The organism is Bacillus sp. TH13, from assembly GCF_016651175.1.
Classification (GTDB): Bacteria; Bacillota; Bacilli; order Bacillales; family Bacillaceae_G; genus Bacillus_A; species Bacillus_A thuringiensis_S.
In genome coordinates, this window is record NZ_JAEKEJ010000025.1 from 3,209,195 (window position 1) to 3,231,635 (window position 22,441).

Sequence of the window (22,441 nt, forward strand, 5' to 3'; positions counted from 1 at the left end):
AACAATTTACAGAGAAAAATAGAATAGAGGAGTTGATATAATGAAAGGAAATCTTACTTTTTATTTTATCTTAAATCCGCTAATCATCTTTCTTGTTTACGCCCTTTCACCTATCTTGTTTCATAAAGAAAAATATATAAATATGAAAGATGCACTAGGAATACTTTTAGTTTACTATGTGCTAATTAGCGGATATTACTTTATGGATGTTATAAGTAAAAGAATGAAGAAGAATAGTAAGGACAAATAATAAAGTTTTATAGCATAAAAACCGATGGAGGACAACAAAATGACTGAAAGTGAAATGAAATTCCGTGATACGACCATTCGTAACTTTTTCGATAAAGAGGATCGTTTAAAATCGATTCCAGGTCAAAAGAAGAAAAAACTAGTATTAATAGAGCATTTAGTTAGCAAGTTAAATGCTGAAAATCAATATACAGAAAAAGAAATTAATACATTTATAAAACAATATCATGATGATTTTTGTACAATTAGACGTGAATTTATTGTACATAGGTTTATGGATAGAGAGGATAATATGTACCGTATAAACGGGAGAGAAGTTTGGACGAAGTGGGAGGAGTTAAAATAATGAATCAGCGAGGGGATCCCCGCTGATTATAAGCCTGTGCTAGTCTTGCTGTTTCTTTGTAGTAAGTCTATGAACGCTTCAACATTCGAACTTGTAATGTATCCAAGCGTTATATATTCATCTTCATAATAAAATATTATTTTTTTGTCAAAGATTCTTCTCTTCGTTTCTATGGATAGAATTTTTTCATAATCAAATTCGGCAATGAATGTGTTTTTATATTGGCTAAAAAAGAGAAGTCTTCTATTAGTAGCAAGTAACATGCCAGGATACGGGACTTTATGCGTAATCATATAGCCAGTAAGTGAACATTTTAAAGTAGATAAAATTTTTTCTTCTTTATGTAATAGTTGTTTTGCAGCTGTTAAGATTGGGTTCATTCCATACATTCCTTTTATTTTGATTTATGAATATTGTATCGAGAGTAAAAAGATTCTCAATATGTAATATTGCATATTGGACGTTTTATAGTTTTAATATTATTTTTAAAAAGAAAAAGTACGAGGTGATTCAATGATACGGTTAGTAAAAGAGACTGATGCAGAAGCAATTATGAATATTAGAAAAGAAATTATATTATCGGAAACTACTACAAAATTTTTCATAGTATCCCCAAAGAAGTTACCGAATGATAGTAATGCAGAAAGAGAAAAGATACGGAAAAGCAATGAGAAAGGTAATCTCTATATCGTGTATGAAGTAGATAGGAAGGTAGTTGGCTTTTTACTTTTCAACCGATATGAACTAGAACGGTTACAACACGCAGGCACAATGGGAATGGGGATTAAAGAGGCGTATTGTAATCAAGGCATCGGCACGAAATTAATTGAATTTCTTATTAGTTGGGCTAAAGGGCAGAAAGGTTTAGAGAAAATTTGCTTAGGTGTAGTTTCTGTTAATGATCGGGCAATTAAAGTGTACAAACGTATGGGTTTTGTAGAAGAAGGGAGACAACGAAAGCAAATAAAGTATGAAGATGGATCATATGGAGATGACGTATTGATGGGGTTTTATATTGAATAAAGGATATATGGTATTAAGAAAAGGAATGTACATAACGTAAATTTCTAAAAGTAGTATATTGCCCCTGCATTAACAGACTTTTTTCTATGTATAATATTAATATAGTAAAATCATAACAACCGATATTGCAGTTTCCAATAATATACTATATAATCAATTTAAGAAAACGTTTTCATGCAAAGGGGGAGAATTTCGTGTCGACTATAGAGGACGTGGCGAAATTAGCGGGGTTATCAAGGACAACGGTTTCTAGGGTGATTAATAATCATCCATATGTTTCAGATGAGAAGAAAAAAAGGGTTCAATTAGCAATGAAGCATTTAGGCTTCGTTCCTAATTCTGCGGCGAGAAGGCTTCGTAAACAAAAAACGGAAACAATTGCGGTGCTAGTTCCAAGGATTACAAATCCTTTCTTCAGTAGATTTATTGAAGCAATCGAGATTGCTGCTTCTGAACATAAATATAAACTGATTATTTGTCAAACAAGATATTTACCGGAAAAAGAGATGGAGTATTTACAATTATTATCTACGAAACAAGTAGATGGGATTATTCTATGTTCACTAGAAAATCCGTGGGAAGATGTAGAGCCATACTTACAGCACGGTCCAATCGTGTTATGTAATGAATATATTGAGGAAGCAAATATTCCAACAGTGAAGTTTGATCATGCGCAAGGAGCATACATAGCTGCGAAGCATGTGTTAGATCAAGGGTATCGTAATCTTATTTTTTGTCGTGGTAACGAAACCAAATTAGTTAGCCAGCAGCGAAAAATGGGCTTTTTACGTGCAATAACTGAGAAGAGCCGCCAAGTAGAAGCGATTGATTTTCTTGAAAACGCTTTCTCTTGGGAGGATGGAAAACGAATATTCCATGAAGTATTAAAGGACAAAAAAAATCCTACCGCGATTTTGGCAGGAGGCGATGAGGTAGCAGCTGGAATTATCTCAGAGGCGAAGCACCATAACTGGAGCATTCCAGATGATCTCGCTGTTATCGGTTTTGATAATCAAATATTATCGCAGATTACAGAACCAGGTATTACGACAATTGAACAGCCAATTGATGAAATGGCCCGAAAAGTTGTCGACCTGATGATGGATAAAATCCATACGAAAAATTATCGAAAAAAAGAATTGTATGAGTTTGAACTGGAGCTCTTGGTGAAAGGTTCAACGATGAAGGATAAGATGTTATTAGCCTAGTAGACTATGTCTGCTAGGTTTTTTTATGTTCACAAACTACTATTCTTCGTGAACGCAATCGTCACATTTGTTATGGTATGCTTCGTGTTGCTCATCAATTTCTTTCCCGCAGTGCGCACAAGTTTTCGTCGGTAAATTTCTGAAAAACTCCATTGGTTGATCGATCATGTCAATCCCTCCATTTCCATTTCTTACTATCATTGTATTAGTACAAAAAATAAAAGTCAACAACTGTTTTATAACAAAATTGAAAATTAATGAAAAAGTTTAGGAAATGGATTATAGTTAACAATGTAGGATGTAAGTAAAAAACTTTCTCAAGTACGGAGAAAAACTGCATTCCTACTCGGTTTTAGAAAGGATGGATACATATGAAAATGACTGTTGTCGGCTTTTGGGGCGGCTTTCCAGAAGCGGGAGAAGCAACGTCGGGGTATTTGTTTGAACACGATGGTTTTCGTTTACTTGTAGACTGTGGTAGTGGTGTACTAGCACAGCTTCAAAAATATATAACACCATCTGATATAGATGCAGTTGTACTGTCACACTATCATCACGATCATGTTGCGGACATTGGGGTATTGCAATATGCGAGATTAATTACGAGTGCGACAACAAGGCAACTACCGGAATTACCAATATACGGTCATACGTTTGACGAGAATGGATTCCATTCTTTAACACATGAACCACATACGAAAGGAATCGCGTACAACCCAGAAGAAACACTTCAAGTTGGACCATTCTCGATTTCGTTCTTAAAAACTGTTCATCCTGTTACATGCTTTGCGATGCGTATTACAGCTGGCGATGATGCTGTAGTATACAGCGCTGATTCCAGTTATATTCCTGAATTCATTCCATTCACGAAAGATGCTGATCTTTTCATTTGTGAGTGTAATATGTATGCACATCAAGAGGCTGCAAAAGCAGGGCATATGAATAGTACAGAAGTAGCAAGTATTGCGAAAGATGCGAATGTAAAAGAACTTTTATTAACGCACTTACCACATACAGGCAACCCATCTGATTTAGTAACAGAAGCAAAACAAATTTTCAGTGGCCATATTACGCTAGCGCATAGTGGTTACGTATGGAACTCATGAGGTGATACGATGTTATTTATTGATAATAAAGGAATTACAGATCCTAGAATAAACTTAGCAATCGAAGAATATTGTGTGAAGAATTTAGATATTAACGAAACATATTTACTGTTTTACATTAATGAGCCTTCGATTATCATTGGTAAAAACCAAAACACAGTAGAAGAAATTAATGCAGATTACGTAAAAGAAAAAGGTATTCATGTCGTTCGTCGTCTATCAGGTGGAGGCGCAGTATATCATGATTTAGGAAACTTAAACTTCAGTTTTATTACGAAAGATGATGGAGACAGTTTCAGCAATTTCAAAAAATTCACAGAGCCTGTAACGAAAGCGCTTGGTAAATTAGGTGTAAATGCAGAACTAAGTGGTCGTAACGACATTTTAGCTGAAGGTAGAAAAATTTCAGGTAACGCGCAGTTCTCAACGAAAGGTCGTATGTTCAGCCACGGTACGTTACTATTTGACTCTGAAATCGATCACGTCGTATCAGCGTTAAAAGTAAAAATGGATAAGATTCAATCAAAAGGTATTAAATCAATCCGTAGCCGCGTTGCGAACATTACAGAGTTCCTAAACGAAGAAATGACGACAGAAGAGTTTAGACAACTTCTTCTAGAAACAATTTTCGAAGGGGAAACAGAAATTCCAACGTACGAATTAACAGAAGAAGATTGGAAAGAAATCCACAAACTTTCTGAAGAGCGCTACCAAAATTGGGACTGGAACTACGGAAAATCACCGAAGTTCAACTTACAACATTCACACCGCTTCCCAGTTGGACAAGTTGACGTTCGTCTTGAAGTGAAAAAAGGAACAGTAACAGAATGTAAAGTTTACGGCGACTTCTTCGGTTCACTAGATGTTCATGATATCGAAGAGCGTCTAACAGGCGTTCAGTTCGATAAAGATGCATTCACTGCAGCTTTAGAAGGCGTAGATATCGCACGCTACTTCGGTAACATTACAACTGAAGATTTCTTACATTTATTCTTCTAAAAATGAGGGAGGCTGCCATCACGGGCAGCCTCTTTCTTTTTGTGTAGATTTTCAGATTTTGTCGGTAAGTCGATATAACTGGAAAATCGCTGATATAAATTGAGTTGCGCTGATATATTTGAAAAATCGCCGATATAAACCGAGTTGCGCTGATATATTTGGAAAATCGCCGATATAAATCGAGCTGCGCTGATATAACTGAAAAATCGCTCATATAATTTCATTTACCACAAAACATAAAATTACAGGACATCTGCCTCTTATAAAGGAATATATATATTCAAAAGGAGGCGGATTGATATGAAAAGGGTAATGTACGTTGTATTATTACTCAGCTTCGTCGTCGGAATGACGGCGTGTAACAGTGAATCGCCCTCAAGTCGTACAATTTTGTCTATCGGAAAACCAGCGGAGGATAATGTTATATATTTTACGCATACAGATAACAAACGAAAGATACATGATATACAAGACATGTTTCAAAATAAGAAGTGGAAAAGAAATGAAACATTCAGCACTGTTAATAAAACACCAGATGTCGTCTTATCAATAGATGAAGACAATACAGAGTTACCGACATTGTATGTTACAGTTTATTTTCATGAAGAGGGAGCGGATGCTCTTAACTTGTTTGGAGAGCATACGACGTTACATAAAGAAGAACTTGATGAACTTAGAGAAAAGATGAGTGCATATTATCCTAAAATGATTTTTGGTCTAGTTTCATAAATTACTTGTAAACAAAATCCCCTTATTTTTCCAAAGTAAACTAAGAGAAGGTGATCTGTCTATATGCAGTTAATAGAATATCACTTGCTACTTTAATTTTCTTTTAATATAATTAATTTAGAATTTTTAAATATTCTAAATTTTATAAAGGTGGGGTTTTTGTGAATCTCGTTCAATCTTTGGCTGAAACGGCAAAAAAGAAGGGGGAAAAACCGGCTTATATATTTATGGATCAGTCGGTCTCATATGACCAATTAAACAAAATGGTCACAAGGTTTTCTAGCAATTTAGCAGAAATGGGCATTGGAAAAGGGGACAATGTCGCATTAGTTGTTGGGAACTCACCACATTTTTTGGTCGGTTTATACGGAACAATGAAAGCTGGAGCAACTGTTATTCCAGTTAATCCAATTTATACAGCAGACGAAATGCATTATATTTTACAAAATGGAGATGTAAAAACAATCATCGTACTCGACGTCCTTCTACCTGTTATACAATCTCTTACAACAAGACTTCCTTCATTAGAAAACATCATCATATGCGAAACCTCATCAGATTTTAACCATACAGAAACCGAAAAAATGAAAACGTTTACTAGTTTTGTGGGGACTGGAGATACAACTTACGAAGGTCCTGAACTAGATGAAGAAGATGTAGCGGTTATTCTATACACATCGGGCACAACTGGAAAACCGAAAGGCGCTATGTTAACACATAAAAATTTATATAGTAATGCGAACGATGTGGCGTCGTATTTACAATATACGGCTGATGACCGCGTTGTTGCGGCACTGCCTATGTTCCATGTATTCTGTTTAACAGTTGCGGTAAATGCACCGATTGTGAACGGGGCAACGATTTTAATGTTACCGAAATTTAGTCCGAAAGAAGTATTCCGTATTTGTCGCACGTACGAGCCAACGATCTTTGCTGGCGTACCGACGATGTACAATTATTTATATTTATTTGAAGAAGCAAGTGCAGAAGATGTGAAGACGCTTCGCCTTTGTATTTCCGGTGGTGCATCGATGCCTGTTGCTCTTCTGCAAAACTTTGAAAAACGTTTTAACGTTATTGTTTCAGAAGGATACGGTTTATCAGAAGCATCACCAGTTACTTGTTTCAATCCGCTAGATCGTCCTCGTAAACCAGGATCAATTGGCACAAATATTTGGCATGTAGAAAATAAAATTGTAAATGAACTTGGGGAAGAAGTACCTGTCGGCGCAGTCGGTGAATTAATTGTTCGCGGACCTAACGTTATGAAAGGATACTATAATGCACCAGAAGATACAGCTGCGACATTGAAAGACGGCTGGCTATATACAGGTGACTTGGCGAAAATGGATGAAGAAGGTTACTTCTATATCGTGGATCGTAAAAAAGATATCGTCTTAGTTGGCGGTTATAACGTATACCCTCGTGAAGTAGAAGAAGTATTATATACGCACGAATCAGTAGCGGAAGTTGTCGTAATCGGTGTTCCTGATGAAAACTTAGGAGAAGCTGTGCGAGCGTACGTCGTTTTGAAGCAAGCAAACGTAACAGAAGAAGAGCTAATGCATTACTGCACGTTACATTTAGCGAAATATAAAGTGCCGAAAAGCATTGAGTTTTTAATAGAATTACCGAAGAATACGACTGGTAAGTTGTTAAGAAGAGCATTGAGAGAGAAAGCGATGCAAGTGTAAAAATGAGGCAACCATCTTTGAAGGTGGTTGCCTCATTTTTTGTGTATTGATTAAGTGGTGGTGCCATATATTTAAACCTTCATATGACCAACAAGGAGGAGATATACGTAGAACAGAAGGAATTAACGCTTACGGCGGGTGCAATATTTTATTTATGACATTATGGATGAAATGAACTCTGAAAGTGATAAGAACGGTAAGTTTAATCCAAATGGAGTAATGAACCGTGAATCAATGGCTACGGTGTTAGTAAATGCATATAAATTAGAATGGAATGAAAATAGTAAGTTACCAAAAGAATTTGCTGATTTGAAAAATCATTGGGCTCAAAGTATGCCAATATTTTAGTTTAGTAAGAAAATTCAAATTCCAAGTTGACACATATGAATTACAGAATTAAAATGAAAAGAAATCGAATACAATACATTAGAAGCTAATCAGATAAACTGAAGGCGCACAATGTTCACATTTGTGAATATATTGTGTGCCTTTTTCTATTGTATAAACTAAGGGGGCTTAACGATGAAAAAGTGGGGCAAGACAGCGTTTATGAAAAGTACAGGTGTTTTATTATCAGCAGTTGTACTTTTATCAGGGTGTGGTTCGGCAACATCCACTAGTAATTCTGAAGGAAGTGGAGATAAAAAAACAGTTGAGCTTTTAAATGTTTCTTATGATCCAACGAGGGAGTTATATCAAGATTTCAATAAAGATTTTGCGAAGTATTGGAAAGAGAAGCACGGGCAAACAGTAAATGTAAAACAATCACACGGGGGATCTGGAAGCCAGGCGCGATCTGTTATTGATGGTTTAGAAGCAGACGTTGTTACACTAGCACTTGCTTATGATATTGATGCCATTAGCAAGAAAAAACAACTAGCAGAAGATTGGCAGAAGCGACTTGCGAATAATTCCACTCCATACACGTCAACAATTGTATTTCTTGTTCGAAAAGGAAACCCGAAAGGCATTAAAGACTGGGATGATTTAACGAAAAAAGGTGTGTCTGTCATTACACCAAACCCGAAAACATCAGGCGGGGCACGTTGGAACTATTTAGCGGCGTGGGGATACGCACTGAAAAAATATAATAATAGTGAAGATAAGGCGAAAGAGTTTGTTAGCCAAATTTATAAAAACGTAGAAGTATTAGATTCAGGAGCGCGCGGAGCAACGACAACATTTGTTGAAAAAGGAATTGGAGACGTATTAATCGCGTGGGAAAATGAAGCGTTATTATCTCAAAAAGAGCTTGGAAAAGATAAATTTGAAATTGTAACCCCTTCTATTAGTGTACTTGCAGAACCACCAGTAGCGGTTGTAGATAAAGTCGTTGATAAAAAAGGAACGAAAAAAGTAGCAGAAGGGTATCTTGAATATTTGTACTCAGAAAAAGGACAGGAAATTGCGGCGAAAAACTTTTATCGTCCGCGTAATGAAAAAGTAGCCGAAAAATATGCATCCCAATTTCCGAAAGTTCAATTATTTACAGTAGATGAACTATTTGGTGGTTGGAAAAAAGCACAAGAGAAACACTTTAATGACGGCGGCGTATTCGATAAAATTTATCAAAAATAATGAACGCTGCTAAAGGGGGATGAGGTGAAAGAGGATGAGGAAGAAACGTGTTTTACCAGGGTTTGGATTATCTCTTGGATTTACAATGTTGTACATGAGTTTATTCGTACTTATACCACTTTCTATCGTATTTATTCAAACTTCACAGTTAGGTTGGAAGAAGTTCGCTGGGGTTATAACGAACGAGCGTGTGTTGCATTCCTATCAAGTTAGTTTTACAACTTCATTTGCAGCTGCTATTGTAAATGCCATTTTCGGTTTATTAATAGCTTGGGTGCTCGTACGCTACAAATTTCCAGGGAAACGACTATTAGAGGGACTCATTGATTTACCGTTTGCACTTCCGACAGCTGTAGCTGGTATTACACTTACAACGCTTTATGCGGAAAATGGATGGATTGGGAAAATATTTAGTCTGTTTCATATAAAAGTAGCTTTTACACCACTCGGAATTATCGTTGCGCTTACTTTTATCGGTTTACCATTTGTCGTTCGAATGGTGCAACCAGTGCTGCAAAATATTGATAAAGAAGTAGAAGAGGCGGCTTCGAGTTTAGGTGCATCCCGCTTGCAAATATTTGTGAAAATCATTTTACCAGAAATCTTTCCCGCTCTTCTTGCCGGTTTTTCACTTGCATTTGCAAGAGCATTAGGAGAATACGGATCTGTCGTTTTCATCGCAGGTAATATGCCGATGAAAACAGAAATTGCACCACTGATGATTATGACGAAACTAGAACAATATGACTATGCGGGGGCAACAGCTGTAGCGACCGTGATGCTTATTATTTCCCTCCTTTTCCTTCTTCTTATTAATATGATTCAAAGCTGGAGTAGAAGGCATGAACTAAAAAGTGAATAGGAGGAGAGAAAATGGAACCAACATTGTTAGAAAAGAAAATAGTAAACGGATCTGTCGTTTTCATCGCAGGTAATATGCCGATGAAAACAGAAATTGCACCACTGATGATTATGACGAAACTAGAACAATATGACTATGCGGGGGCAACAGCTGTAGCGACCGTGATGCTTATTATTTCCCTCCTTTTCCTTCTTCTTATTAATATGATTCAAAGCTGGAGTAGAAGGCATGAACTAAAAAGTGAATAGGAGGAGAGAAAATGGAACCAACATTGTTAGAAAAGAAAATAGTAAAAAGCGTATCAGCTAAAAAAGAATCTAAGCTTGTACCAGGCGTATTAATTACGATTACAGTTTTATTTTTATCTCTCTTTCTATTACTGCCACTCATAACTATTTTTCTAAAAGCCTTTGAAAGAGGGATGGATGTATACATTGCCGCTATTACAGATCAAGAAGCATTTTCAGCAATTAGATTAACGCTTCTCGTTGCGTTAATCGTTGTGCCGCTTAATACGATATTTGGGGTAGCGGCCGCGTGGCTTATTACAAAGTTTCAGTTTAAAGGAAAACAAGTATTACTCTCTCTTATTGAACTGCCGTTTGCTGTGTCACCAGTTATCGCAGGATTAGTATTCGTTTTACTTTTCACACCGAGGGGTGCTCTTGGCGAATGGTTACTTGAACATGGAGTGAAACTCATTTTCTCTGTACCAGGCATTATTATCGCAACAATCTTTGTAACCTTCCCGTTCGTTGCACGTGAATTAATTCCGGTTATGCAGGCACAAGGGAAAAGTGAAGAAGAGGCAGCTTTATCACTTGGCGCAAGTGGCTGGAAAATGTTTTGGCGCGTTACGCTTCCAAATATAAAGTGGGGTCTTTTATACGGCATGATTCTATGTAATGCCCGTGCTATCGGTGAGTTTGGAGCCGTTTCTGTCGTATCAGGTCACGTGCGTGGCATTACGAACACGATGCCGCTCCATATTGAAATTTTGTACAATGAATATCAATTTTCAGCAGCATTTGCAGTAGCGACGTTAATGTCATTAATTGCAGTGTTTACACTCGTTATAAAAAACTGGATTGAATGGCGAATGGAAAAACGACAATAAGGGGGATTACGGTGAGTATTCAAATTCAAGGTGTATCAAAGCAATATGGTACATTTCAAGCACTAACAGACATTCATTTGGATATTCCAAAAGGTGAACTTGTTGCCTTATTAGGCCCGTCTGGTTCTGGGAAAACGACGTTATTACGCATTATTGCAGGATTAGAAGAAGCGGATGGAGGCTCTGTTTCATTTGATGGAGAAGATTTAACAGACATTCACGTGAAAAACAGGCAAGTCGGTTTCGTCTTCCAGCACTATGCGCTCTTTAAGCATATGAATGTATTTGAGAATGTCGCTTTCGGTTTAAAAGTAAGAAAGAAAAGCTTAAGACCGTCAGCAGAAGCGATAGAAGAAAAGGTAACAGAATTATTAAAGCTCGTAAAAATGGATGGCTTTGCTAAACGTTATCCAGCGCAATTATCTGGTGGACAACGTCAACGTATTGCACTAGCACGGGCACTTGCAGTCGAACCGAAAATTTTATTACTCGATGAACCGTTCGGTGCACTTGATGCAAAGGTGAGAAAAGAATTACGCAGATGGCTCCGAAAATTACATGACGAATTTCAAATTACGAGCGTATTCGTAACGCATGATCAAGAAGAAGCGTTAGACGTTGCAGACCGCATCGTTGTAATGAATGAGGGCTGCATTGAACAAATGGGAACACCGGAAGAAGTATATGAAAACCCAGCAAGTCCGTTTGTATATGACTTTTTAGGAAATGTAAATTTATTTCACGGCCGCGTTCATAAAGGAAAGCTAAATGTAGGATCTATCGAACTAGAAGCACCAGAGCATAAGCACGTTTCCAACGTAGACGGAATAGCCTACGTAAGGCCACATGACTTATCAATCTCTCGTACGAAACAAAGCATAGATGCAATCCCGGCAAAAGTATCTTATTCTCACGCAGTCGGACCTGTCGTATATGTAGAATTAAAACGAGACGAAACAGATGAATATTTAGAAGCAGAAATTACGAAAGAACAGTTCAAACAGCTGAACATTCAAGCGGGTGATTTCGTATACGTACAGCCGAAAGAAGTGAAAGTGTTTATTCCAGAGGATTTTGTAATTTAAATAAAAACCGAACCGTCATCTAAGTGGCGGTTCGGTTTTCTTTATTTTTTTCTCTACTAATTTCTTATTCTTCCAATCTAGTGTGAACAATTTATTAAATGTTTTTTGATCAACGTCTTTTACGTTGTTTCCAACCCAGTTTGCAGTTCCGAATGTGTAGCCTGGACGAAGTTGGTAGTCGTCGGCGTGTTTTGTATAAGCGACCTGTAAGTTAGATTGATCTGTATTTTTTTCAGAGATAACAACAGCAATCATACCAGGAGAGAATCCACTATTTGTTAATGCGGGAAGTTGATCCATCGGTATTAAATTACCTTTTGCATCAGATTCATATAGGTATGTGCGAGAGTACATAAACAGTTGGTTTCCGTATAAAGAATGGTAGGAATCACGTGTGTAAATACCCCAGTTTTGATTGTTATATCCGTTAAAGAATACGTTCCATTTTACGTTTTTATTTGTTTGGTCAATTAAATTTGTTTTATAACTAGTTTGTTTATAGCTTACAGAGTCAGACCAAGTTACTTGGCCAGTTGCACCTGCTTCACCGCTAGGTCCATTTGGCGTTGCAGAAGCTTTAACAGAGCCACCAAGTTGATAAGATACGCTAGATGTTACAGTCGTTTCTTCTACAGCATTTGTAGGTGCTACGTTAAAGAAACGAGCGCTGTTATCTTGAAGGTTAAATGCAACATCATATTGTGAAGGATAACGTAATGTTGCACTAGCGCCAGGGATTGGGTAGTTATCAATAGGTGCATCACTTATAGTAGGATTTGCTTTTAGAAAACTACCAGTTGTATTAATAACGGCAATCTGTTTATCAGCGCTTGGGTCATCGATAAAAGTTACCTTTAAAGACATTGTCATATTATCAGCTTGATCATTATTAAATGTATTATAGCTCGTATGTGTTTTTGCATTTTGCCCGATATCTGTTACAACTTGTGACGTCGTTTGAGCGTAAGCAGCAGGTGTTGAAAGAGTTATAGCACTACTAGCAAAAACAGCGGATAATGCTAAATATTTTAAGTATGTTTTAGAACGTTTCATACAATCACTTCCTTTTATCTTTGTCGATATATGTCGTATTACATTTATATCGTAACATGAAAATAAAACGGAATGGGTGGTTATGCATAATTGCATAGATGAGTTTTGAAGGATAAAGATAATAGCATTTTATCAATCCTTATTAAGAAAATTGATGCGGTTTTATTTTATCCCGCTATTTGCTGGGCAGTAAGACCCCCACCTCAAAATGCATCGAAAGCAAAGAAGTTAGGTGGGGGATGAATAAATCCCCACTGATTAAAGTTTCATTTTATATATTCCTCCTAATCAATTCTCCAACTTGCGTCGCAACAAACGCAACATCACTATCAATTTCATCCAACACGTAAGACTCTAAAATGCCCATTACAGCTGTTCCTAAAAATTTTAAGACGATATGTTTATCGATGTTTTTATTTACTGATGTGTCTGTATTTAATTTTTTCTCTATTTCACCCATGATGAAAGTTAGTAATTTTTTTTGAAATGATAAGGTGCTGTTACTTCTAAATAGTGCCGCAAAAAATGGTTTGTGTTCTTTGAAGTATTCAAACCATATGATTGTTCCTTCTATAAATTCTTTGTTTTGCTTCTCGTAGCATATTTCTTTTAATTGGTCTAAATGATCGTCCACAATTTTATCTAATAAATTGTACTTATCTAGATAGTGTAAGTAAAACGTTTTTCTTCCGATGTTTGCTTTTTCGGTAATGTTTTTAACTGTAATTTCATCAAATCCATCTGTAATTAACATTTCTATAAATGCCGATTGAATGGCGTTTTGTGATTTTATAATTCTTCTATCGATTTTCTCCATATCGTGTTCCTCCGTTGTTGATACACATATTTCTTTATGTGTGTATTATCACCCAAATGCGTAAATGTGGTCATTGAAACAAGGTTCTACTCATTTTATTATAAATATACACGTGAGTAATAACTCTCACAAGTGTAAAATTAATAATAAGATAAGGGTGGTTTTATATATGGCAGTTACGAAGGAAAATATAAGATTTTATGCAAGAGGTTTACAAGTTGCAGGTGTTTTGAACATTCCTGAAGGTGCTGAGGAAAAGAAACAAAATCCAGCGATTGTTTGTGTGCATCCAGGTAGTAGCTGTAAAGATCAAACAGCAGGATTGTATGCCGAGAAGTTAGCGGAACAAGGATATGTCACGCTTGCGTTTGATGCGTCATATCAAGGTGAAAGTGAAGGTACACCGAGATATATTGAAGAGCCAGCTGCGCGAGTTGAGGATATTCGCTCAGCAGTAGATTATTTAACTACTCTTCCTTATATAGATGAAGAACGTATCGGTGTGTTAGGTGTTTGTGCAGGCGGTGGTTATGCGGTAAATGCTGCGATGACAGAGCGCCGCATTAAAGCGGTTGGTACAGTTGTTGGTGCAAATATCGGTCGTTTAAATCGTGAGTCTAACCCGATTGGTGTGTTAGAGGCAATTGGTAAACAACGTACTGCTGAAGCACGCGGAGCAGAGGAAATGATTACAAATTGGATTCCTAAAAATCAGGAAGAGTTAGTAGCAGCGGGTATGACCGATATAGATATTGTAGAAGCAGTTGAGTATTACACAACGCCGCGAGGGCAAAGTTTGAACTCGCCAAATAAGTTAAACTTTACGAGTATGGGATCGGTAATCGGTTTTGATGCGTTCCATTTAGCAGATACGTTATTAACGCAGCCGCTGCAAATTATTGTCGGCAGTAAGCAAGGTGCATTTGGTTCTTATAAAGATGGTCATGAGCTTTATGAGAAAGCAGCTTCAGAGAAAAAGGATTTACTTGTTGTGGAAGGTGCGAGTCATTACGATTTATACGACCAACCAGAACCAGTAAGAATTGCAGTTGAAAAATTAACAAGTTTTTATAAAGAGCATTTGTAAAAACAATGTTGATATAAATGGTGCCTATAGTTGTTAGATACAAGTCTAACAACTATAGGTTTTTACTATGATGAGCGAAGTGCTTAATATTTACGCTATAAGTGCATAACAAGTTATAATAGAAGAAAGCAATAAGGAGGCTGGCTGTGAAGAATCTTCGTTATCTCAATATATTTACCATATTAATTATATACACACTACTTATGTTTTACATCGGCTGGAACGGATGGGTTTGGCTTCATGCGGTATTTGGCTGGGAATCTTGGGGATATTATGCTTTTATAGTTGCATTTATTTCATATGCGTACATTCTCGTGCAAGTGTTTAAGTTTTTACCATTTCTGCGAACGATAGGTTCGATTTGGTTTGCGGTCATACAATATGCGCTTATGCTGTTGCCATTAGCTAATATTATGGTCTTTCTTTTACAGTTTTCAGTAGAGAAAGAAGCGGCAATTATTTGGACAGGGGCGGCTGTGATAGCTGCATTTATCTTTATCTTTGCGTATGGAGTATTTAATGCGTATAGTCCGGTAGTAAGAAAGTACGAGGTGCACATACCGAAAAAGGTAGAGGGGCGTAAAAGTTTACGCATTGCGATGGCTTCTGATATGCATTTCGGTAAACTGTCTGGCGTTTCGCATTTAAAAAGACTTGTTCGTCATGTAAATGAGATGGAACCTGATATTATTTTACTGCCAGGTGATATTATCGATGATCATCCAGGTGTGTTCATTCAAAAGAATATGGGACCAATCATGAAACAAATGAAAGCACCATTAGGCGTATATGGTGTTTTAGGGAACCATGAATACTACGGTAGAGCGGTTCCAGAGTTTTTACAAGAGATGGATAAGATTGATATTCGTATTCTTTTAGATGAAGTAATTACAATTGAAGATGACTTTTATCTCGTTGGAAGAAGAGATAAAACAGAGCGAGATCGTCAAAGCTTTGAACAATTAATGAGTACGGTAGATAAATCGATGCCTGTTATCGCAATGGATCACCAGCCATTTGAGTTGAAACAAGCAGCAGCGGCAGGTGTAGATTTATTATTATCCGGTCATACACACCGCGGACAAATGGCGCCCAATCATATTGTAACGAGAAGAATGTACGAGCTAGACTGGGGATACGCACAAAAAGGCGCGTTCCACGCAATTGTTTCTTCTGGATTTGGATTTTGGGGACCACCGCTTAGACTTGGAAGTAGGTCGGAGATTGTGCAGGTAGAAGTTACGTTTGAATAGGGGTTATGAAATAGAGAGCTGATGGCTCTCTATTTTTTTCAATAAAAACAAATAACAATAAATATTTATGTTGGTGCTAATTTCATAAAAGAGATACGATTATAAGACTCGATTAAAATAAAGGGGGATTGTAAGTGATCATATCAGATGTACTATACGGAGAATTTGAAGTGGATGTAGTGCTAGAAGAATTAATTTTAAGTAAGCCTATGCAAAGACTAAAGGGAATTCATCAAGCAGGCGCAAGTTACTTAATGAACGAGAAATGGAATGTAACGCGCTTTGATCATTCAGTTGGTGTTATGTTATTAGTTAAAAAACTAGGTGGTTCAGTAGAAGAACAGATCGCTGGTTTACTGCATGACGTATCGCATACTGCTTTTTCACACGTAATTGATTACGTTTTTGATAATGAAGATGAAAGTTACCATGAAGAGATATTTAGCTCTGTTGTGAAAAATTCAGAAATTCCAGCGATCCTTGTGAAGCATGGTTATAACTATGAAGATATTTTATTAGATGATTCGAAGTGGACGTTACTGGAAAGGTCAGCGCCCGAATTATGCGCAGATCGAGTGGATTATACGTTACGAGATATGTATACATATGGGTATATTTCTTTAGAAGAAGTTCATAGTTTTTTAGAGGATGTCATCGAAGTAGAGGGGAAAATGGTTCTTCAAAGTATCGAAATAGTTGAATGGTTTACAGAAACGTATTACAAAGAAGTAATCGATTTCTTTATGGAACCAATGAATATTTACGGAAATGATATGTTAGCGAAAACGATAAAGGTAGCTCTTCATAAAAGGATTATTCATGCAGATGATTTTCTTCTTGAAGATGATGAGCTTATTTCAAAATTGCAGCAATGTAATGACCCCGAAGTAGAAGCTTTATTAAGCAAAGTTCATCCAAATGTAAAAGTAAAAGAAGATAGAAACGATTATGATTTACATCAGAAAAATAAAGTGCGTCTTATTGATCCGCCGTTACTTCGTGAAGATGAAGTTATTCCAGCATCTGTTGTGTCAGAAAACATAAGACAGATGAGTGATATTGCTTATGAAAAAGCGGTGAGAGGGATGTATGTGAAATTGATTTCGAAATAAAAAAGAAGTAGCGCATCGTTTTTAGAGCGCTACTTCTTTTTTATTAATGATCAAACCAATTCCAAATCTCAATATCTCCAAGAGTCGCATAACGTACGTGCGGGGAGTTTTGTAATTTTAATAACTCTTTCGATGGGCCGGTAATAACAATTCCGTATACTTTTACACCGTTATCCTTTACATATTGATAACGTTTATCTAAGTTTAGTTCTTTCTCAGAAAGCGCTGCTATTTTGCTTACCGTTTTTTTATGGATAGAAAGGACGCGCATCATTTCGGTTACTTTGTCTTCTTGCGTTTTCTGCCCGTCAGTTTCATTATTGAGGAATCTTACATGTTCTGGAAACCCTATAGCTTCTCCGCCATGTAGGATATAGTCATCTACATTTTTTCTTTCTTGTCCTGTATCTAAAGCGTACCATACAGGAGTTGGAGGGGGTTCTTGTGCCTCAAATACGTTATATAAAAGTGGTTCTAGCTCCTTTAAAGTGTAAGCTTTGTCAAAAGAAATTGCGATTTCTGCAACGGTCCCTTCATGTACTTTTGCAAGTGTATCCCATACCTTTTTTGAAGATTCCTTTAAATAATCACCCTGTTCTGTTTTTGGGTGAACAAAGAAGAGCTTTGGCTGATAGAATGTATTCATCCAAGAGTTATTTAGGACATTTACAGATGATAAGAAGCTACTCGTTTTTAATGTACCGAGTGGTATTTCTTTTTTACCGACCGTTTTTACTACATTAAAGTGGCTATTCGTACGGAAAAAGGCTTCTACATTCGTTCCGTCCCCCATAACGCGGCTATTTGGGATAGTTGCTTCAAGTGCAAGAGAGGGAACACTTCGTATTTCTTCTAACCTTTTATCGTTATTAGATTGAAAATAAAAGGCAGATAATATTCCACCGATTATATATATAACGATACAAATGGATAGGATGAAACCAAGCGTCTGTAAGCGATGTTTCCACTTTATTCTCCGAAACGGGACTTTCAAATTTTGTGGCGGTAACCTTTTCTTTATTGGTTCACTCTTCGAAAGCAACTCATCTAAGTAAGCTTCACATTCTTCACATGTCTCAATATGACTTTCTAACTCTTCCTGTTCATCATGCGTGAGCGTTCCGTTTTCGTACTTCTCCCATAGTTTTTTAAACTCTGTACAACCCATCCCTATCACTCCTTTATGCTTTTCGTTTCTTTTCGTCCCTTGTGTAATTCAATTTTTACTTTCGCTAATGAGAGACCAGTCATTTCTGCTATTTCCTTATAGGAGAATCCGTAGTAATCTCGTAGTAGTAACATATTTCGTCTTTCAAGGGGAAGAGAAGATAAACTGTCTAACCAACTAGCAATCTCATGTTTTACGAAATATGCATGTTTTGTACTTGGTACGTTTGGTAAATGGAATTCTGCAAGTGCTGTTGTTTTATATTTCTTTTCTTTTCGATACCAATCGATAAAGGTGTTGTAGGCTATTGTAAATAACCACGGCCTAATTTCTTCGCCTTTATAATAATCAATATGGACGAGCATTCGGTAAAAGGTTTCTTGCATGAGATCTTCCGCATAGTGGGAATCTCCGGTTAGGGAGAGAAGATAGCGAAATAAATCTTGCATATGCTCTGAGTAAATTTCTTCTAATGATTGTTTGCGTTTCACTACATTTCCCTCCCTTCATACATAACAACGAAATACATATAAAAAAGTTACAATTTTTTATGGAATTATAGTAAAAAACGTCAAGAATTGGATTGCGTTCTCTTTTATCATAATACATATAAGGCGGGTGAACAGAGATGGAAAGCTATGAAACACAAATTCAAAGGTCAATTGATTATATTGAGGAAGATGTAATGGAAAAACAAACGCTGCGTAATTTAGCTCGCATTGCAGGTTTTTCTGAGTCGCATTTTCATCGTGTATTTCAGGCATTAGTAGGTGATACAGTAATGGAGTATGTTCGAAAGAGGAGGTTAGCCCGGGCAGCTTATCAACTTTCTCATACGGATGAAAAAGTTATTGATATCGCGTTTGAACATGGCTTTCAATCTCACGAAACGTTCACGAGAGCCTTTAAAAAATTATTTCAAATGACACCGAGTGAATATCGAAAACAAGAAATCGAAACACCGATGTATTACCGAGTGAATGTAAAGCAAAGAAAATTAAATCCGTATTTAGGGGGCATACAAATGGAATATCGTATTGTAAATAAACCAGAATTTTTAGTGGCGGGTTATGAATTGAAGACGACAAGTAAAGAAGGGAAAAACCATCAAGACATTCCAGCATTTTGGCAAAAATATTTACAAAAAGATCTTGGGACAACAATTCCGAATCGTAAAGATACGAGCCAATGGGTAGAGCTTGGATTATGTACTGATTTTAATTTAGAAACAGGGGACTTCACTTACATTATCGGAATGGAAGTTACAGACTTTGAAAATGTACCAAATGAAATTGCGAAGCGTACTTTCCCGGCAGCAACATATGCAGTATTTACAACGCCGAAAGTTCCTCATGAAGAAATGGTATCGTCTATTCACCAAACGTGGAATGCAGTATTCTCAGAATGGTTCCCGCATTCAGGATATGAACATTGCGGAGTTACAGAGTTTGAACTGTACGATGAGCGTTGCCACGAAGATAAGAGTGAGTTTGCACAAGTAGAGCTTTGGATACCGGTGAAGAAAAAATAATAGGGTAAGAGCGAATCATTGGGAGATGGTTCGCTTTTTCATAAAGGGGAAATAGGAAAATGTTCAAAAAACTAGAATGTGTATCTATACATACGAAGGATATAGAAAGATCAGTTTCTTTTTATAAAGAAATGGGAATGAAGCAAAACTGGATGATAGAAAGAGAACTAGAAGAAGGGGTTATTTGGACGTTAATAGGATTGAAGTTTCCAGATGAGAAAAGTTCGGAGTTAGTAATAAGCAATCATCCGGATATTAATTTTACGGAAGTCGAAGTATTAGTAGAAGATGTGCAACAAACTTATGAAAGTTTAAAAGATAATAAAGATGTAAAATGGATTCGCGAACCATTTCCAACAGAATCAGGACATGTTGCAGTAATGGAAGCACCTGATGAGAATGTGTTTGTGTTAGTAGGGAAATAGCTGAAATACGGAGTGACCTTTCATAGTGAGTTATGAAGGGTTATTTTTAATTTGTATAGTAGTAGAGGAAGTAGGTTAGTATTGTCGGTTTTTGTCGGTAAGTCGATACATCTAGAAAATCGCTGATATAATTCGAGTTGCGCCGATATAATTTCATATACCGCTAAAACACCTCGAAAAAACGATTCACATAATTTCAATTACCGTAAAATTCTCCCAGAAAAGAAAAAAAGACGCCACATAGCGTCTTTCCTACGAACGAAACGGAAACACAAGAATAATCGTCGTTCCTTTTCCGAGTGCACTATCAACGGAAATTGTCCCGTTATGAGCATGAACGAGCTGTTTTGTAATGGCTAGGCCAAGTCCAGTTCCGATGTTGCTTTCTTCTGTGTTTGTTCCGCGGTAATATCGTTCAAATAGAAGTTCTTTCGTTTTTTCATCCATTCCTTTTCCGTCATCTGAAATGGAGAGTGTAAAGGAATTAGCGTTTTGTGATAATTTTACGATGACAGTAGTTGTTTCGTTATTATGTTTTACAGCATTTACTAGTAAGTTTTCGATAATACGCTGGAACCATTTTTCTTCAATGAAATATTGAATTTTATTTGAGCTCGGTACGAATTCAATATTTTGATTTTGAAGTGTTGGATTGTTAATAAATTGCAATAATACTTTTTGGACGAACTGATTGATTTCAACGTTTACGTGCTGTGCAGGAAGGCTATTATTTTTTAATTGATACGTTAAGCTTAAATCATCAATTAATGTAGTCATATATTGAGATTTCTCTTTCATAACACTACCAAATTGTTGAATATCACGATCGGTCCAGTTGTATTGATTCGATTCTAGTAATAATGCGTAGCCATATATAGAGCTAAGTGGTGTTTTTAAATCATGCGTTAGACCGGTAATCCATTCTTCTCGTGTTTGCTGAAGTACTTGCCTCATCGCATCATTTTTCTTGAGTGTAGTAGAAAGGTGTTCTAGTGAACTTGTCACATCTCTAAACAAACGGAATGACCATTTTTCTTTACCAGATCGCCGGAACCTGACAGGCTTTCCTTTTTTACTAATAGGTTCTTCATACTTTCCACCAGCGATATTTTTAAGCCAGCGCATCGCATGTAATAGCGGTTTCCCGAATTTATTACCATACCAAATAGAAAGAATGACTAAATAAACAAATACGATAAGAAGGATTAATCCGCATCCGATGAGAAACTTCTTAGTAAATACATCTTCAATTTCGTCATCTGGATAGTAGTGCTCATTTTTTGCAGTTACAACGAGAAGGTTGCCACTATTTGCATCGTAAAAGCTAGACGTGTTTTCTTTATGATTCCAAGGTTCTTTTTCATTAAGTGCGATTTGTATTGCTGAAAATATTTTTTTCTTTCCGGTTGTATAGGAAAAAACCTCTTCGCCATTTTGATTAAATATTTGAATTGCTGCTTTTTCTTTAGACAGTAACTGTTTTTCTTGATCTGTTAATGTGAACGAATCCATCGTTAAAGAGGAATGCTCCTTTTGAATTGCTGTCAGTAAAGCATTGCTTTTTAACATACCACCATAAATAACAAGTACTTTCTTTTCTTCTAATTCAATTTCCCAATATGTAAATTTATAATTACTTTCGATATGATGTTGTATATATGCGACTAAAGATGTCTTCGTATAAGCATTCGGAACATCATTTGGTGTATTAAAGTGGTAGAGGATTTTTCCGTTTTCATCTACAACTTGGAGCCAATCATTTTTCTCCTTTATTAAATCTTGCACTTCAGATTGTAATGAAATATGCCCATTTTCTGAAGAGATGTATCTTGAAATTGTAAAACTATCAGAATCTGGAATATTAGGTTCGTATAAAGTACTAGTAAGAAGAAAAATTAAATAAGTAAAAGCAGCAACTACAGCGATAAGTAATGTAACTAAAACAAAAACGTGTTGCATGATAAATTGAATAATAAGTCGTTTATTAAAATTCATATCG

25 protein-coding genes and 1 pseudogene are annotated in these 22,441 nt (G+C 36.5%); 19 read left to right on the forward strand and 7 right to left on the reverse strand.

What is annotated here, in order from left to right:
* Positions 1–37: 37 nt before the first annotated feature.
* Together JFU02_RS25035 and JFU02_RS25040 are read left to right on the forward strand one after the other, a co-directional pair.
* Positions 38–250 (forward strand): hypothetical protein, encoded by a 213-nt coding sequence (locus JFU02_RS25035; RefSeq protein WP_042972352.1) that lies wholly within the window; start codon positions 38–40, stop codon positions 248–250.
* A 39-nt stretch (positions 251–289) separates the two neighbouring features.
* Positions 290–595 (forward strand): DUF2087 domain-containing protein, encoded by a 306-nt coding sequence (locus tag JFU02_RS25040; protein WP_000140285.1) that lies wholly within the window; start codon positions 290–292, stop codon positions 593–595.
* 26 nt (positions 596–621) lie between these two features.
* On the opposite strand, the gene JFU02_RS25045 is transcribed toward JFU02_RS25040, so the two are convergent.
* Positions 622–975, reverse strand: a complete 354-nt coding sequence (locus JFU02_RS25045) for a PH domain-containing protein (RefSeq protein WP_001068221.1) — start codon at positions 973–975, stop codon at positions 622–624.
* Between the two features lie 133 nt (positions 976–1,108).
* Between JFU02_RS25045 and JFU02_RS25050 the strand changes: the two genes are divergently transcribed.
* Both JFU02_RS25050 and JFU02_RS25055 read left to right on the forward strand, forming a co-directional pair.
* Positions 1,109–1,618 carry a GNAT family N-acetyltransferase gene (locus tag JFU02_RS25050; RefSeq protein ID WP_000620472.1) on the forward strand — a complete coding sequence of 170 codons (510 nt, stop codon included), beginning with the start codon at positions 1,109–1,111 and terminating at the stop codon, positions 1,616–1,618.
* Between the two features lie 194 nt (positions 1,619–1,812).
* Positions 1,813–2,826, forward strand: coding sequence for a LacI family DNA-binding transcriptional regulator (locus tag JFU02_RS25055; protein WP_000103709.1), 1,014 nt, complete (start codon positions 1,813–1,815; stop codon positions 2,824–2,826).
* 39 nt (positions 2,827–2,865) lie between these two features.
* Here the strand turns inward: JFU02_RS25055 and yhfH are convergent, their stop codons facing one another.
* Positions 2,866–2,994: a protein YhfH gene (gene yhfH / locus JFU02_RS25060; protein ID WP_000567010.1), complete on the reverse strand. Its 129-nt coding sequence runs from the start codon at positions 2,992–2,994 to the stop codon at positions 2,866–2,868.
* 203 nt (positions 2,995–3,197) lie between these two features.
* On the opposite strand from yhfH, the gene JFU02_RS25065 reads away from it, so the two are divergent.
* The 10 genes and pseudogenes from JFU02_RS25065 to JFU02_RS25110 all read left to right on the forward strand — a co-directional run bounded on the left by JFU02_RS25065 (position 3,198) and on the right by JFU02_RS25110 (position 11,996).
* Positions 3,198–3,932 (forward strand): MBL fold metallo-hydrolase, encoded by a 735-nt coding sequence (locus JFU02_RS25065; RefSeq protein ID WP_000784671.1) that lies wholly within the window; start codon positions 3,198–3,200, stop codon positions 3,930–3,932.
* A 9-nt stretch (positions 3,933–3,941) separates the two neighbouring features.
* Positions 3,942–4,931, forward strand: coding sequence for a lipoate--protein ligase (gene lplA / locus JFU02_RS25070; RefSeq protein WP_061666657.1), 990 nt, complete (start codon positions 3,942–3,944; stop codon positions 4,929–4,931).
* 300 nt (positions 4,932–5,231) lie between these two features.
* Positions 5,232–5,660, forward strand: a complete 429-nt coding sequence (locus JFU02_RS25075) for a hypothetical protein (RefSeq protein ID WP_098317880.1) — start codon at positions 5,232–5,234, stop codon at positions 5,658–5,660.
* Between the two features lie 161 nt (positions 5,661–5,821).
* Positions 5,822–7,354, forward strand: a complete 1,533-nt coding sequence (locus JFU02_RS25080) for a fatty acid--CoA ligase family protein (protein ID WP_001055200.1) — start codon at positions 5,822–5,824, stop codon at positions 7,352–7,354.
* Between the two features lie 171 nt (positions 7,355–7,525).
* A complete protein-coding gene (locus JFU02_RS25085) occupies positions 7,526–7,702 on the forward strand; it encodes a hypothetical protein (protein ID WP_042973218.1) in 177 nt (58 codons plus the stop codon).
* A gap of 174 nt (positions 7,703–7,876) precedes the next feature.
* Entirely contained in the window at positions 7,877–8,932 is a 1,056-nt protein-coding gene (locus JFU02_RS25090) for a sulfate ABC transporter substrate-binding protein (RefSeq protein ID WP_000758702.1), read from the forward strand.
* A gap of 34 nt (positions 8,933–8,966) precedes the next feature.
* On the forward strand, positions 8,967–9,794 hold the full coding sequence (gene cysT / locus JFU02_RS25095; protein ID WP_097960525.1) for a sulfate ABC transporter permease subunit CysT: 828 nt from the start codon (positions 8,967–8,969) through the stop codon (positions 9,792–9,794).
* Positions 9,795–9,841: 47 nt separating this feature from the next.
* Positions 9,842–10,042 (forward strand): annotated as a pseudogene (locus tag JFU02_RS25100) (sulfate ABC transporter permease subunit CysT); the annotation flags it as partial.
* 11 nt (positions 10,043–10,053) lie between these two features.
* Entirely contained in the window at positions 10,054–10,911 is an 858-nt protein-coding gene (gene cysW / locus JFU02_RS25105) for a sulfate ABC transporter permease subunit CysW (protein ID WP_061655450.1), read from the forward strand.
* 11 nt (positions 10,912–10,922) lie between these two features.
* The gene (locus JFU02_RS25110) at positions 10,923–11,996 is read left to right on the forward strand and encodes a sulfate/molybdate ABC transporter ATP-binding protein (RefSeq protein ID WP_000027101.1); all 1,074 of its coding nucleotides are present in this window, start codon (positions 10,923–10,925) and stop codon (positions 11,994–11,996) included.
* A 15-nt stretch (positions 11,997–12,011) separates the two neighbouring features.
* On the opposite strand, the gene cytK2 is transcribed toward JFU02_RS25110, so the two are convergent.
* Together cytK2 and JFU02_RS25120 are read right to left on the reverse strand one after the other, a co-directional pair.
* The gene (gene cytK2 / locus JFU02_RS25115; RefSeq protein ID WP_000830635.1) at positions 12,012–13,049 is read right to left on the reverse strand and encodes a beta-channel forming cytolysin CytK2; all 1,038 of its coding nucleotides are present in this window, start codon (positions 13,047–13,049) and stop codon (positions 12,012–12,014) included.
* A 271-nt stretch (positions 13,050–13,320) separates the two neighbouring features.
* Entirely contained in the window at positions 13,321–13,866 is a 546-nt protein-coding gene (locus JFU02_RS25120) for a TetR/AcrR family transcriptional regulator (protein ID WP_000410998.1), read from the reverse strand.
* Positions 13,867–14,035: 169 nt separating this feature from the next.
* On the opposite strand from JFU02_RS25120, the gene JFU02_RS25125 reads away from it, so the two are divergent.
* From JFU02_RS25125 to JFU02_RS25135, 3 genes are all read left to right on the forward strand, one after another.
* Positions 14,036–14,953 carry an alpha/beta hydrolase gene (locus JFU02_RS25125; RefSeq protein WP_103945169.1) on the forward strand — a complete coding sequence of 306 codons (918 nt, stop codon included), beginning with the start codon at positions 14,036–14,038 and terminating at the stop codon, positions 14,951–14,953.
* 146 nt (positions 14,954–15,099) lie between these two features.
* A complete protein-coding gene (locus JFU02_RS25130) occupies positions 15,100–16,206 on the forward strand; it encodes a metallophosphoesterase (protein ID WP_000793735.1) in 1,107 nt (368 codons plus the stop codon).
* A gap of 134 nt (positions 16,207–16,340) precedes the next feature.
* Complete coding sequence (locus JFU02_RS25135) at positions 16,341–17,318, forward strand: HD domain-containing protein (RefSeq protein WP_201071853.1); 978 nt, start codon at positions 16,341–16,343, stop codon at positions 17,316–17,318.
* Between the two features lie 43 nt (positions 17,319–17,361).
* Here JFU02_RS25135 and JFU02_RS25140 read toward each other — a convergent pair whose 3' ends face one another.
* Both JFU02_RS25140 and JFU02_RS25145 read right to left on the reverse strand, forming a co-directional pair.
* Positions 17,362–18,486: an anti-sigma factor gene (locus JFU02_RS25140; RefSeq protein WP_061666662.1), complete on the reverse strand. Its 1,125-nt coding sequence runs from the start codon at positions 18,484–18,486 to the stop codon at positions 17,362–17,364.
* A gap of 5 nt (positions 18,487–18,491) precedes the next feature.
* Complete coding sequence (locus tag JFU02_RS25145) at positions 18,492–18,977, reverse strand: RNA polymerase sigma factor (RefSeq protein WP_201071855.1); 486 nt, start codon at positions 18,975–18,977, stop codon at positions 18,492–18,494.
* A gap of 137 nt (positions 18,978–19,114) precedes the next feature.
* Between JFU02_RS25145 and JFU02_RS25150 the strand changes: the two genes are divergently transcribed.
* Positions 19,115–20,017 carry an AraC family transcriptional regulator gene (locus JFU02_RS25150; RefSeq protein ID WP_098838272.1) on the forward strand — a complete coding sequence of 301 codons (903 nt, stop codon included), beginning with the start codon at positions 19,115–19,117 and terminating at the stop codon, positions 20,015–20,017.
* A 59-nt stretch (positions 20,018–20,076) separates the two neighbouring features.
* Positions 20,077–20,442 (forward strand): VOC family protein, encoded by a 366-nt coding sequence (locus JFU02_RS25155; protein ID WP_000473644.1) that lies wholly within the window; start codon positions 20,077–20,079, stop codon positions 20,440–20,442.
* Positions 20,443–20,694: 252 nt separating this feature from the next.
* On the opposite strand, the gene JFU02_RS25160 is transcribed toward JFU02_RS25155, so the two are convergent.
* The gene (locus JFU02_RS25160; protein WP_097888841.1) at positions 20,695–22,437 is read right to left on the reverse strand and encodes a sensor histidine kinase; all 1,743 of its coding nucleotides are present in this window, start codon (positions 22,435–22,437) and stop codon (positions 20,695–20,697) included.
* Positions 22,438–22,441 lie beyond the last annotated feature (4 nt).

What these genes read in the sequence shown, in the direction of transcription:
- JFU02_RS25040 (WP_000140285.1), top strand. Translation starts at nt 290, where the DNA reads ATGACTGAAAGTGAAATGAAATTCCGTGATACGACCATTCGTAACTTT.
- JFU02_RS25045 (WP_001068221.1), bottom strand. Translation starts at nt 975, where the DNA reads ATGAACCCAATCTTAACAGCTGCAAAACAACTATTACATAAAGAAGAA.
- JFU02_RS25050 (WP_000620472.1), top strand. Translation starts at nt 1,109, where the DNA reads ATGATACGGTTAGTAAAAGAGACTGATGCAGAAGCAATTATGAATATT.
- yhfH (WP_000567010.1), bottom strand. Translation starts at nt 2,994, where the DNA reads ATGATCGATCAACCAATGGAGTTTTTCAGAAATTTACCGACGAAAACT.
- JFU02_RS25065 (WP_000784671.1), top strand. Translation starts at nt 3,198, where the DNA reads ATGAAAATGACTGTTGTCGGCTTTTGGGGCGGCTTTCCAGAAGCGGGA.
- lplA (WP_061666657.1), top strand. Translation starts at nt 3,942, where the DNA reads ATGTTATTTATTGATAATAAAGGAATTACAGATCCTAGAATAAACTTA.
- JFU02_RS25075 (WP_098317880.1), top strand. Translation starts at nt 5,232, where the DNA reads ATGAAAAGGGTAATGTACGTTGTATTATTACTCAGCTTCGTCGTCGGA.
- JFU02_RS25085 (WP_042973218.1), top strand. Translation starts at nt 7,526, where the DNA reads ATGAACTCTGAAAGTGATAAGAACGGTAAGTTTAATCCAAATGGAGTA.
- JFU02_RS25090 (WP_000758702.1), top strand. Translation starts at nt 7,877, where the DNA reads ATGAAAAAGTGGGGCAAGACAGCGTTTATGAAAAGTACAGGTGTTTTA.
- cysT (WP_097960525.1), top strand. Translation starts at nt 8,967, where the DNA reads ATGAGGAAGAAACGTGTTTTACCAGGGTTTGGATTATCTCTTGGATTT.
- cysW (WP_061655450.1), top strand. Translation starts at nt 10,054, where the DNA reads ATGGAACCAACATTGTTAGAAAAGAAAATAGTAAAAAGCGTATCAGCT.
- cytK2 (WP_000830635.1), bottom strand. Translation starts at nt 13,049, where the DNA reads ATGAAACGTTCTAAAACATACTTAAAATATTTAGCATTATCCGCTGTT.
- JFU02_RS25120 (WP_000410998.1), bottom strand. Translation starts at nt 13,866, where the DNA reads ATGGAGAAAATCGATAGAAGAATTATAAAATCACAAAACGCCATTCAA.
- JFU02_RS25125 (WP_103945169.1), top strand. Translation starts at nt 14,036, where the DNA reads ATGGCAGTTACGAAGGAAAATATAAGATTTTATGCAAGAGGTTTACAA.
- JFU02_RS25140 (WP_061666662.1), bottom strand. Translation starts at nt 18,486, where the DNA reads ATGGGTTGTACAGAGTTTAAAAAACTATGGGAGAAGTACGAAAACGGA.
- JFU02_RS25150 (WP_098838272.1), top strand. Translation starts at nt 19,115, where the DNA reads ATGGAAAGCTATGAAACACAAATTCAAAGGTCAATTGATTATATTGAG.
- JFU02_RS25155 (WP_000473644.1), top strand. Translation starts at nt 20,077, where the DNA reads ATGTTCAAAAAACTAGAATGTGTATCTATACATACGAAGGATATAGAA.
- JFU02_RS25160 (WP_097888841.1), bottom strand. Translation starts at nt 22,437, where the DNA reads ATGAATTTTAATAAACGACTTATTATTCAATTTATCATGCAACACGTT.